This window comes from Ruminiclostridium cellobioparum DSM 1351 = ATCC 15832 (assembly GCF_000621505.1).
In the GTDB taxonomy this organism is placed as follows: domain Bacteria; phylum Bacillota; class Clostridia; order Acetivibrionales; family DSM-1351; genus Ruminiclostridium; species Ruminiclostridium cellobioparum.
On sequence record NZ_KK211293.1, the window covers coordinates 15840 to 27351 of the forward strand.

At 40.5% G+C, this 11512-nt stretch carries 10 protein-coding genes and 1 tRNA gene; 9 read left to right on the top strand and 2 right to left on the bottom strand.

The window, feature by feature from the left end; translation table 11 throughout:
• The first annotated feature begins 36 nt into the window (after positions 1–36).
• Entirely contained in the window at positions 37–1572 is a 1536-nt protein-coding gene (locus T344_RS0123730) for an oxaloacetate decarboxylase subunit alpha (RefSeq protein ID WP_027630763.1), read from the top strand.
• Positions 1573–1723: 151 nt separating this feature from the next.
• Here the strand turns inward: T344_RS0123730 and T344_RS0123735 are convergent, their stop codons facing one another.
• Positions 1724–2416 (bottom strand): hypothetical protein, encoded by a 693-nt coding sequence (locus T344_RS0123735; protein ID WP_027630764.1) that lies wholly within the window; start codon positions 2414–2416, stop codon positions 1724–1726.
• A gap of 259 nt (positions 2417–2675) precedes the next feature.
• On the opposite strand from T344_RS0123735, the gene T344_RS0123745 reads away from it, so the two are divergent.
• The 8 genes from T344_RS0123745 (at position 2676) to T344_RS0123785 (ending at position 11264) form a co-directional block, all read left to right on the top strand.
• Positions 2676–3572, top strand: coding sequence for a MurR/RpiR family transcriptional regulator (locus tag T344_RS0123745; RefSeq protein ID WP_027630765.1), 897 nt, complete (start codon positions 2676–2678; stop codon positions 3570–3572).
• A gap of 22 nt (positions 3573–3594) precedes the next feature.
• Positions 3595–4827, top strand: coding sequence for a BaiN/RdsA family NAD(P)/FAD-dependent oxidoreductase (locus T344_RS0123750; protein WP_027630766.1), 1233 nt, complete (start codon positions 3595–3597; stop codon positions 4825–4827).
• Positions 4828–5624: 797 nt separating this feature from the next.
• Positions 5625–6110, top strand: coding sequence for a hypothetical protein (locus T344_RS0123760; RefSeq protein ID WP_004624106.1), 486 nt, complete (start codon positions 5625–5627; stop codon positions 6108–6110).
• A gap of 395 nt (positions 6111–6505) precedes the next feature.
• Entirely contained in the window at positions 6506–6919 is a 414-nt protein-coding gene (locus T344_RS0123765; protein ID WP_004624089.1) for a HutP family protein, read from the top strand.
• 66 nt (positions 6920–6985) lie between these two features.
• Positions 6986–7348, top strand: coding sequence for a chorismate mutase (aroH, locus tag T344_RS0123770; protein ID WP_027630767.1), 363 nt, complete (start codon positions 6986–6988; stop codon positions 7346–7348).
• Between the two features lie 54 nt (positions 7349–7402).
• Positions 7403–8086, top strand: coding sequence for a (d)CMP kinase (cmk, locus tag T344_RS0123775; RefSeq protein WP_027630768.1), 684 nt, complete (start codon positions 7403–7405; stop codon positions 8084–8086).
• Between the two features lie 200 nt (positions 8087–8286).
• Positions 8287–10314, top strand: a complete 2028-nt coding sequence (locus T344_RS0123780; protein ID WP_027630769.1) for a bifunctional 4-hydroxy-3-methylbut-2-enyl diphosphate reductase/30S ribosomal protein S1 — start codon at positions 8287–8289, stop codon at positions 10312–10314.
• A gap of 161 nt (positions 10315–10475) precedes the next feature.
• Positions 10476–11264 (top strand): CheR family methyltransferase, encoded by a 789-nt coding sequence (locus T344_RS0123785; protein WP_027630770.1) that lies wholly within the window; start codon positions 10476–10478, stop codon positions 11262–11264.
• A 105-nt stretch (positions 11265–11369) separates the two neighbouring features.
• Here T344_RS0123785 and T344_RS0123790 read toward each other — a convergent pair.
• Positions 11370–11456 (bottom strand) — tRNA-Leu (locus tag T344_RS0123790).
• Positions 11457–11512 lie beyond the last annotated feature (56 nt).

Below are 11512 nucleotides of genomic sequence, written 5' to 3' on the forward strand. Positions count from 1 at the left end.
CCGGGGCCAACTTGAATAATAGAAGAGGAGATAGGTATGGGAGTAAGAATTACTGAAACAGTATTAAGAGATGCACATCAGTCACTTATAGCTACCAGGATGAGAACCGAAGATATGCTTCCCATTGTCGAAAAACTTGATGATATCGGCTATCATTCACTGGAAGCATGGGGCGGAGCTACTTTTGATGCATCTATGAGATTCTTGAATGAAGATCCATGGGAGAGACTCAGAAGAATAAAAGCAGTAGCGAGGAAAACACCGCTGCAGATGCTGCTGAGAGGTCAGAACCTTCTCGGATACAAGCATTATGCAGATGATGTCGTTGAATATTTCATACAAAAGGCCATTGCCAACGGCATGGATATAATGAGAATATTTGATGCCCTGAACGATCCCAGAAACATAGAAACAGCCATAAAGGCATGCAAAAAGGAAGGCGGCCATGCCCAGGGATGTATATGCTATACCGTAAGCCCTGTGCACAGTCTGGAACTCTTTGTAAAGGATGCAAAGAGGATAGAAGGCATGGGAGCCGACTCAATATGTATAAAGGACATGGCCGGACTTTTGGTTCCATATCAGGCATATGAGCTGGTTAAGGCTTTAAAGGACAATGTGAAAATTCCTATTCAGCTGCACACGCACTATACCAGCGGTGTGGCTTCAATGACCTGTATTAAGGCAATTGAAGCAGGGGTGGATATTGTGGATTGTGCCATATCGCCTATGGCTATGGGAACTTCACAGCCACCCACCGAACCTTTGGTAGCAACCCTTAAGGACACACCTTTCGACACCGGGTTGGATCTTGCCAAATTAAGTGAAATAGCAGATTACTTCAGACCTTTGAAGGAGAAATATATTGAAAGCGGACTCCTTGACGTTAAAGTTATGGGAGTTGATGTCAATGCGCTTATTTATCAGGTTCCGGGCGGAATGCTTTCAAACCTGGTTTCACAGCTGAAGCAGTCAAATGCGCTTGATAAATATGAAGAGGTGCTCAAGGAAGTACCGCGGGTGAGAGAGGACTTCGGGTATCCTCCCCTTGTAACTCCAACCAGCCAGATCGTTGGAACACAGGCTGTGCTCAATGTTATAACCGGTGAAAGATACAAGATGGTTCCAAAGGAATCAAAAGGTATTGTTAAAGGCGAATACGGCAAAACGCCCGCGCCTGTCAGTGAAGAAATCCGTAAAAAAATCCTTGGGGATGAACAGCCCATAACCTGCAGACCTGCCGATCTTATTGAGCCCGAGCTGGAAAAGATAAAGGATACCGCTCATGAATATATGGAGCAGGAAGAGGATATTCTCTCATACGCAATGCTGCCGCAGGTTGCCGAGAAGTTCTTCAAACAGAGGCTAGAGGACCGTCAGACGGCTGCTGCTCCTGCTCAAAAGGCTGAAGGAATAAACCCTGAGGTGGTTGCTGCCGCCATATCCGCAGTTGTGGCCGATATGGGTGCCAGAGACGGGAGACAGTATGCAGTAGGAAATATTTCCAGACTGGATAATCAGAACAGGTGGGGCCTGTACGGTATGCTGGAAAGATTCAGAACCAAACTATAAAACGAAAAATTTGCAATATTATTTCATAAATATATCCCAAACAAATATATCCCAAACACCAAAACTGCCGTCATTGCAAAAAAGCATGACGGCGGTTTTGGTGTTCGGCCGGACAGGTATAATATATGGGATTGTATACCCGGAAGAACAATTACCGCAGGGTTGTGGCCGGCGTATCCGCGTCGCCGGCTTTCAGATGCTGAATCTCACAGCCTTTGTGCAAATAAATATAGTTCAGCTGATTGCTGTAAAATTTCAGAACTGCTACGTTTGAACCCTTCCTGATACGTTTGCCGCATTTCAGACAGTAATAATTTACATGCTCCATTTTGGCGTATGAAATGGAAGGAGTTATGTCCTTAAGCTTCTGCCAGCTCTTCCAGCCAACCTTGCACAAAGGTATCCTGTTGCTGTAATCGGACAGCACCCATCTGAGCAGCTTGTGGAAATGGAAGGGATAGCGGGTGTATTTGATATATTCTTCGGGCAATCCAAGCTTAATGGTGTAGAGCTCAAAATTTTTTTCAACCACCTCCTGAATCCTTCCGGTTATCTGGGTAACATACCAGCAAAAACCATTATCCGTAAGCCAGGGCTTCAGCTTTTCAAACATATAGCCGCGGCAGATCTCAATTGTTTCATGCTGATTGACCTTCAGTGCATTAAAAGCCTTTTTGGCTATTTCAACAACATTATCCAGGTAAAGCTTTTTTTTAAAGTTGTCTATGGCATATAATTCAACAGGTATAATGTCAAAATAATATTCATTGGTTTCAGGACGGTAAAACCCGATACAGGTTCCTCCCACAAAACTTCCGCTGCCTGCGTCATCGATCTGGATCATAAGTACCCCATGTTTGTAAGTTTCTATTGTTATTATAGTATTGGTAAGTTTCAGATTAATATGTTTACCGGAGAAAAAATAAGTTACGGTACAAAAAAAGCGGGATATTTAAGAGTTTTTGGCGGTTGTCCGGCCGGTTTGCGGGAGAATGCGGTTACTTGATTTTTAAACTGTAAGAAGGTAATATTATAGTATGAAATTTACAGAAAAGCTTTACAATTTATACATAGGGATTTAACGACTATGACTTGGAGGAAATATGAACAGTATTCAGAAAAACAATGATCTCATTAATATCATTCAGCAAAAATATGATGATTTCAGTAAAGGCCAGAAGCTCATTGCAAACTATATTGTAAACCATTATGACAAGGCAGCCTATGTGACGGCGGCAAAGCTTGGTGAGATAGTTGGCGTCAGCGAATCAACCGTTGTGAGGTTTGCAATAGAATTAGGCTTCGACGGCTATCCAAAACTCCAGAAGGTGCTCCAGGAGCTTATTAAAAGCAAGCTGACCGCAGTTCAAAGGATAGAGGTATCTTCAAACAGAATAAATGAGGATAACATCTTAAAGAGTGTGATGCAGTCAGATATGGACAAAATAAAAATAACACTTGAACAGATTGATAATTCCGACTTTAATAATATAGTCGAAACCATTCTCGGTGCAAAACGCATATTCATACTGGGAGTCAGAAGTTCAGCGCCTCTTGCAAGTTTTTTGGGTTTTTATTTCAATTTGATTTTCGACAATGTAAGGCTTGTTCATACAACAAGTGTCAGTGAAATGTTTGAGCAGATCATCAGGGCCCGGGCAGGCGATGTTGTTATAGGCGTCAGCTTCCCGCGTTACTCCAAAAGAACAATTAATGCCATGCAGTTTGCCAAAAAGCAGGGAGTCAAGACCATTGCACTGACTGACAGCGCCGAATCGCCGGTGGCAAAGTCGGCTGATATGTCCCTTCTGGCAAGAAGTGATATGGCATCATTCGTAGACTCTCTTGTCGCGCCCCTCAGTCTTATTAACGCTCTTATCGTAGCAATAGGGATGAGACGTAAAAATGAAGTATATAATACATTTGAAAAGCTTGAAAAAATATGGGACGAATATCAGGTATATGAAAAAGATGACGGCTATAATGGCGAAAAGCTTTAATTAACCAACCGGAAGGAATAATATGAATACCAAAAACGTGATTGTTGTCGGAGGAGGGCCTGCAGGCATAATGGCTGCAGGCATTGCTGCGCATAGAGGAAATAAGGTCGTACTGCTGGAAAAAAACGACCGTCTGGGAAAGAAACTGCTGATATCGGGAAAAGGCCGCTGCAATATCACAAATGATACCGATATTGAGGGACTCATAGAAAACACTCCCGGCAACGGGAATTTTTTATATTCCGCTTTTTATACATTTTCCAATCAGGATCTTATAAGCTTTATAAATGAACTGGGGCTTGAAACAAAGGTTGAACGGGGAGGAAGAGTGTTTCCGGTCTCGGATTCGGCCAGGGATGTTGTTTCGGCACTGATGCGGTTTTTAAATAAAAATAATGTAAAAATAATGACCGGTTCTCCGGTAAGAAATATAATTTACCAAAATGATAAAGTCAGCGGTGTGGTGCTCACGGACGGCACCGTGCTGGAAGCCGACAGTGTGGTGCTTGCGGTGGGCGGCATGTCCTATCCCGGCACAGGTTCCACAGGTGACGGCTATGAAATAGCAAAAAAACTGGGACATACCGTTACGCCCTTAAAACCATCTCTTGTACCTCTGGTTACAGGGGAGGAATGGGTCAAAGATTTACAGGGCTTGTCCCTTAAGAATATATCCGTAAGCTTTAAAAATAACAGAGGAAAAGAAATTTATAGTGATTTCGGCGAAATGATATTTACCCATTTCGGTGTTTCGGGACCGGTTATCCTCAGTGCCAGCAGGCATCTGCTCGCATATGATTTCAAGGACATAACACTGTCGGTTGATTTAAAGCCTGCCCTTTCAGAAGAAAAGCTGGATGAACGTGTACAGCGGGATTTTGAAAAGTACAGCAGGAAACAATACAAGAATTCACTTGATGAATTGCTGCCCCAGAAACTTATTCCGGTTGTAATAGAGCTTTCGGCAATAGACCCGTATAAGCCGGTACATCAGATAACGAAGGAGGAGCGCAAAAGGCTGGTTGCGCTTTTAAAGCGCCTGGAAGTCACAATAGCGGCTGCCAGACCCATAAAAGAAGCTATTGTAACGGCAGGAGGCATAAAGACTAATGAAATAAACCCGTCTACAATGGAATCCAGGAAGATCAAAGGTCTTTATTTTGCAGGAGAGATTATTGATGTAGATGCTTATACCGGAGGCTTTAACCTTACCATTGCCTTTTCGACGGGATATCTGGCAGGCATGAACTGTTAACAGAATTTGCAGCTAAATTAACCAATATTGCTCCCGGCCGGTATCCATCAATGGAGTGCCCCCGAAGTGCTTGCCTGAAACAGTATGGTTTACCTCAAGCACATCTCAGCCGTCGCAACAACTCGCCCATCGTGGGCTCGGTATGTTGCATCAAATTGACATCCTGTCAATTTGCCGGCAGGATGTACTTGGGGTAAACCTACAAATTTCAAGCAAGTTCTTCTAATCGGGCTTCCCATTGATGGATATCAGCCTAGTGCAATATTAATGTTTGAGGCTAAATTAATTTATCGTGCTAATTAAAATCTTGTTTGATTTACGGATAGATTGGGGACCAACTGGTAACTCCCGCACTAACTTCATAAAATGAAGCTGCACCCAAAACAATTGCGGTAATTGTATCGCCTCATTTAAAACGTTTTTTCCGTCGCTCAAACTCGACATCCTGTCTCGATTTGAAGCTCAAAGCAGCCTCCTGCTGCTTTGCCGGCAAAACCGCTTTACCTTCGTCGACAATTTATCGCAATTGTTTTTAACCGTGCAGCCATTTCATGAAGTTGTCCTGGCGCACCAGTTGATTCAAATAAGCCATTTTGTAAAGCAAAACTGAATTTCTTACAAAGGTTGGTAACATTTTTGAGCTGGAAAGCATATTTAAATTAACCGGCATCCCGCATTAAATTAGCAGCCAAACCATATTCTTCTTCAGGAAATGATGACTATTTCGCTCCAAAATTGAGCATATTATCAATAACTATGGTTATATGGGAATTGAATTGCTCGATTGGGGGATGAATATGAAAATTAAGGTTTTCAGGTTTAAAAATGCTTCTGAGAACAGTGACAAGAATACGGTTTTTGAAAATATATTGTTCAGTACCTGCATTTTATGTTTTGTAGTACTGATAATCGTACAGGTGGTTTTAGTGGTTCCCTCGTTCAGGAGTGCTTTAAATATAACAGACAAGAGTATAGGACTGCCTTTGAACGGAGATGAATATCTGTACGATCAGGGACAAATAACAATTAAAATGATGGGAGAGGAACCTGATCCATCTGTGCGTGTTCTTATAAATGGTGATAATGTTACCCAGTTTGATAATACCGAAATGACACTGAACGTCAGAGATGGAGACGTTGTGGAGATTGACGGGAGTCAGAGTTTTGCCGGACATATTGTCAGAGTGGAATCCACAACTACAAATATAGACGGCAAGTGTAAAAATGCGCTGGTAAACATTGAAAAAAATATAAAAACGCTGGTAAAGGTACGGATAAAATAAACTCAACAAGTTAATATAATAAAAAAGTATTGATTGTTTTATAAATTAAAAACCTATATAATATTTTGTATAGGTTTTTTCCTTGGCGGTACCATATCTGCAACTGTATGGCGCAACGGACCTCCTTTATTCGCCTTATAGCGGATGAGGAGTCAAGAGATTTCATTACAGTTTTGTGGCCGTTATTGTGGCTCATGGAGGTTAGCTTGAAAGACTTCACTTGCGTTCGTCTTCCAAACTAACCTGTGAATTTATGGCCGTGCGAAATATTCAAAGTATTTGCAATACTTTGAAAGCGCACATGGCCAATTAACCTCCTTTATTCGCCACATTGCGATAAAGGATATAGGTTTTCATTACATTTTGTGGCCGCAATGCGGCTCATGGAGGCTAATATGACGGAATATGGAAGTAAAGATATAGCAAGTGCTGCGATTAAAATCGCTCTGACAAATGACAGGGCATCTGAAAAGAAATTGCAGGCTGAATTCATGCAGATAGGGATACAATCGGCAGCGGTCGACTACGGCGGGGAATTCATTTCTTCGGTAATGAAGATTGTTGAACGTGCTGTTGTCTCTTCAAAAAGGGAAGGTGTAATAACCGAAAGCCATGCAGAACAGGGTGCTGTTGCAGGCGCTACCAGGGAAGCAATATCGCAGATAATGCCAAAGGCCATCGGGTTGAATGTAGGCGGAAAAATCGGCATAGCACGTTACAAGGATCATATCAGTGTAGCTGTTTTCTTCGGAATAGGTTTGCTGAACCTCAACGAGGTTGCCATAGGTCTTGGCCACAGGGTAGTATAATTCTAAAAAATTTAATAAATTTGATTTTATCTTTTATTTTACTTGTTAATACTGGAGGACAATGTAATGCTTGTACGCGCAATCAGGGGGGCAATAACTGTTCCTGAAAACACAAAAGAGGCAATTTTGGAAGGGACCAGGGATCTGTTGGCTGAGATAATAAATAACAATGAAATAAAAACATCTGATTTAATAAGTATAATATTTACAATGACCAGCGACTTAAATGCTGTTTTCCCAGCTGTGGCAGCAAGGGAAATGGGCTTGAACGATGTCCCGCTTATGTGCTCCAATGAAATTGATGTTCCGGGAAGCCTGAGAAGCTGTGTGCGGGTTTTGATACACATTAATACTGATAAAGCGGGCAGTGAAATAAAACACATCTATTTAAAAGGTGCGGCCGTATTAAGGCCGGATTTGGCAAAATAATACTGTGCCATATATCAGGGGATGTATATAAATGATATTCACGAGGAGAAATTGATGCCAAGAAGTATAGCAATAGACGGTCCGGCAGGTGCCGGCAAAAGTACCATAGCAAAAAAGGTTTCACAAAAATTGGGGTTTATTTATCTTGATACCGGCGCAATGTACAGGACAGTTGCTTTAAAGGCAATAAAAACCGGAATAGATACAAAAAATCACCAGGAGCTGGCAATTATGATGGATAAACTGGACATATCCATTTCCCATGAAAACAACCTGCAAAAAATTTTTCTGGATGGAGAAGATGTATCCGAGGCAATCAGAACACCCCAGGTGTCGGTAGGGGCATCCAATGTTGCCGTATTTCCGGAGGTAAGGCTGAAGATGGTTGATTTGCAGCGTAAAATAGCCTCGGGTATTGACGTGGTCATGGACGGAAGGGATATAGGCTCATACGTGCTGCCTGCTGCCGAGCTTAAAATATTTCTGACGGCATCGGTTGATGAAAGAGCCAGAAGAAGGTATGAAGAGCTTGTACAAAAAGGTCAGCCGGCAAATCTGGAGGCCGTCAGGGATGACATTATATTCAGGGATAAAAATGACAGTTCCAGGGCATTGGCTCCCCTTGTAAAAGCGGCTGATGCAATTGAAATTGATTCTACCATACTTACAATAGATGAAGTAGTAGAAAAAATCTTATATTTTTATAAGAATTATGCCAATATAAATAGCAGTCTGTAACATCTAAAACTTATATTGTCCGGCGTGAAAAATTTTTTCAGGACAAGGCGGAGGAGGGCGGAATAATCGCTTTATTACAACGAAGTACTGCGAAGCAGTGCTTTTCGACAACGCAGTCCTGGGGAAATTTAGCCGTCGGCAATATATGAATTTAGATGTTACAGACTACTAAGGGAATAAATTATTTAGAGGTTGAGTTTATGGAGTTGATTATAGCGGATTCCGCAGGTTTTTGCTTTGGTGTCAATAATGCGGTTAAAATTGTTTTTGATCTGGCAGCTGAGACAAATGAGAGAATATACACCCTGGGGCCAATAATTCATAATGAACAGGTGGTGGACAAACTGGCTGAGCATGGGGTTGTTGCAATAGATAACCCCGGTGAAGCAGAAGGACCTGCCAAGGTAATAATCAGAGCACACGGCGTAGGTCCCGGTACGATAAAACAACTGCAGGAAAGAGGCCTGGAAGTAGTTAATGCATCATGTCCCTATGTTGTAAAGATTCAAAAACTTGTAAGTGAGAAATATAAAGACGGTTATCAGATCATAATAATAGGGGATAAAAAACATCCTGAAATAATTGGCATTAACGGATGGTGTGATAATACTGCGTATATAATAGAGACAGAGGAACAGGTTAACAGCCTGCCCCACATGGAAAAAAATATTTGTGTTGTGGCTCAGACTACATTTATTCGAGAAAAATGGGAAAAAATTATAAAGAGTTTAAATAAAAGGTTTGAAAATGTTATAAAATTTGATACAATATGTAATGCGACAGACAAAAGACAAGTTGAAGCAGAGAAAATTTCAAAAGAAGTTGATATGATGTTGGTCATAGGAGGCCTGAACAGTTCAAATACCAATAAACTTTATGAAATCTGCAGATCAAATTGTGAAAGAACTTACAAAATACAAACAGCCAGTGACATTCCACCGGTTGATATAAAAAAATTTAAAAAAATTGGTATTACTGCAGGGGCGTCAACACCTGACTGGGTAATCAAGGAGGTTATTCATAAAATGAGTGAATTAGATAAACAGGATTTTGAAATGAGTTTCGCGGATGCGTTCGAGAGCTCACTTGTGACTTTGACAACAGGTCAGATTACTAAAGGAAAAATTATCGGATATAATCAAAGTGAAGTATTTGTTGATTTGGGCTTCAAATCAGATGGAATAATTCCGATTCAGGAATTTTCAAACGATCCGGACTTTAATCCTGAAAAATCACTTAAGGTTGGCGATGAAATTGACGTTTTTGTTGTAAGAGTTAACGACGGAGAAGGTAATGTTGTTTTAAGCAAAACCAAGGTTGACGCTGTCAAAGGCTGGGATACAATAGAAAGTGCATTTGAAACCAAGAAACCTGTTGCCGTTAAAATTACCGAGAAGGTAAACGGCGGAGTAATAGGCATTTCCAGCGGAGTGAAGATATTCATTCCTGCATCGCAAATCAGCGACAGATTTGTTAAGGACCTTTCCGAATTTGTAAAACAGGTATTACAGGTACAGATCATTGAAGTAAACAAGCAGAAGAGAAAAGTAGTTGGTTCTTCAAGGGTATTGATTGAAAAGAACAAGGAAGCGGCTTCAAACGAAATCTGGAACAGCATTGAAGTAGGAAAGACCTATAACGGTGTTGTAAAGAGCCTCATGGATTTTGGTGCCTTTGTTGATATAGGAGGAGTTGACGGACTTGTCCATTTGTCAGAGCTTTCCTGGAATAAAATAAAGCATCCGTCAGAAGTTGTAAAGGTTGGAGACGAGGTAGTGGTTTCGGTTCTTGAATTTGACAGGGATAAGAAGAGAATTTCCCTCGGCTACAAGAAACAGGCTGACAATCCATGGAACAAGGCTGCTGAAAAATACGAGGTTGGTAATGTTATAACCGGAAAAGTTGTAAGACTTGTACCATTCGGTGCTTTTGTGGAAATAGAACAGGGCGTTGACGGTTTGGTTCACATATCACAAATTTCCAATGTACGTTTGGGCAAACCGGGAGATGTTCTGAAGGTTGGACAAATGGTTGAAGCAAAAATTACCGAGCTTGACATAGAAGCTAAAAAAATCAGCCTAAGCATTAAAGAAGTGAATCCTATCGATCCTGTTGGTGCAAAAAAGGAAGAAGCAGCTGTTGAGCCCGGTGAAGAAATTCCAACCGAGCATAAAGAGGAAATGACCAATACCATCGGTGAAAGCTTAACAGATGAAGATAATAAATAATTATTAATCTGTTCATAATAAAAGGATGTACCTCGGTACATCCTTTTATTTAAGTATTGGAAATAAATGTAATATATATTGTTCTATTATTGTAATGAGTGCAGCATTAAAAACATGAATGGATACATACTTATAATATACTAATATTAGGAGGATATATTATGGATTATGAGGGTTTTAAAGAGGAAATCCTTAAAATGACCAAAATAAATCTTACTCTTTATAAAGAAAAACAGATGAAGAGAAGAATAGATGCCTTGATAAAGAAAAATAACTTCGATACATATAAAGAATACGTTCAGGCATTAAAGGACAACAAGGATTTATTTAAAGAGTTTATAAATTATCTGACAATAAATGTATCGGAATTTTACCGTAACCCGGACCAGTGGGCTGTGCTTGAAAAGGAAATATTCCCGCTGCTGCTGGGCAGGAATAAAAAGCTAAACATATGGAGTTCGGCGTGTTCCACCGGAGATGAACCATACACGCTGGTCATGGTTTTAAATAAAATGTTACCCCTCAGCTCAATAAAAATACTTGCCACCGATATAGACATGGGTGCCCTGGAAAAAGCAAAAACCGGAATATATACCTCTAAAAGCCTTGAAAACCTTCCAAAGGAAATGAAGGAAAAATATTTTACCATGGTGGGTGACAATTACAGGGTTAAGGATGAAGTAAAAAATTGTGTGGAATTCAGGCAGTTTAACCTGTTAAGGGACCCATATCCAACAGGTATGGATCTGATCGTTTGCAGGAATGTTTTAATATACTTCACTGAAGAAGCCAAAAACGATATCTACAAGAAATTTAACATGTCTCTGAACCCACAGGGAATTCTGTTTGTTGGCAGTACAGAACAGATGATTATGGCCAATAAATACAATTTCAAGTCGGTAAAGACGTTTTTCTATGTAAAGGACGCCGACAGCTTTAATTTTGGCTGACAGACGTAAAATAAAATTATTATAAAGTATCAAAGTCAAATTACTTTTGATTTAGTTATATTACTAAAATAAAAAGAGTTTGAAAATATAATTTTCAAACTCTTTTGGTGCGGATAACAGGAGTTGAACCTGCATGAAATTTCTCTCACATGAACCTGAATCATGCGCGTCTGCCAATTCCGCCATATCCGCGTGAACTTGAACCGCATATGTATTTTACTATAAATGTTTACGTAAATCAATAGGAA

Excerpts from the sequence above, each read along its gene's own strand:
- T344_RS0123785 (WP_027630770.1), top strand. The coding sequence starts at position 10,476 with ATGGATTATGAGGGTTTTAAAGAGGAAATCCTTAAAATGACCAAAATA.
- T344_RS0123765 (WP_004624089.1), top strand. The coding sequence starts at position 6,506 with ATGACGGAATATGGAAGTAAAGATATAGCAAGTGCTGCGATTAAAATC.
- T344_RS0123730 (WP_027630763.1), top strand. The coding sequence starts at position 37 with ATGGGAGTAAGAATTACTGAAACAGTATTAAGAGATGCACATCAGTCA.
- T344_RS0123735 (WP_027630764.1), bottom strand. The coding sequence starts at position 2,416 with ATGATCCAGATCGATGACGCAGGCAGCGGAAGTTTTGTGGGAGGAACC.
- cmk (WP_027630768.1), top strand. The coding sequence starts at position 7,403 with ATGCCAAGAAGTATAGCAATAGACGGTCCGGCAGGTGCCGGCAAAAGT.
- T344_RS0123760 (WP_004624106.1), top strand. The coding sequence starts at position 5,625 with ATGAAAATTAAGGTTTTCAGGTTTAAAAATGCTTCTGAGAACAGTGAC.
- aroH (WP_027630767.1), top strand. The coding sequence starts at position 6,986 with ATGCTTGTACGCGCAATCAGGGGGGCAATAACTGTTCCTGAAAACACA.
- T344_RS0123745 (WP_027630765.1), top strand. The coding sequence starts at position 2,676 with ATGAACAGTATTCAGAAAAACAATGATCTCATTAATATCATTCAGCAA.
- T344_RS0123780 (WP_027630769.1), top strand. The coding sequence starts at position 8,287 with ATGGAGTTGATTATAGCGGATTCCGCAGGTTTTTGCTTTGGTGTCAAT.
- T344_RS0123750 (WP_027630766.1), top strand. The coding sequence starts at position 3,595 with ATGAATACCAAAAACGTGATTGTTGTCGGAGGAGGGCCTGCAGGCATA.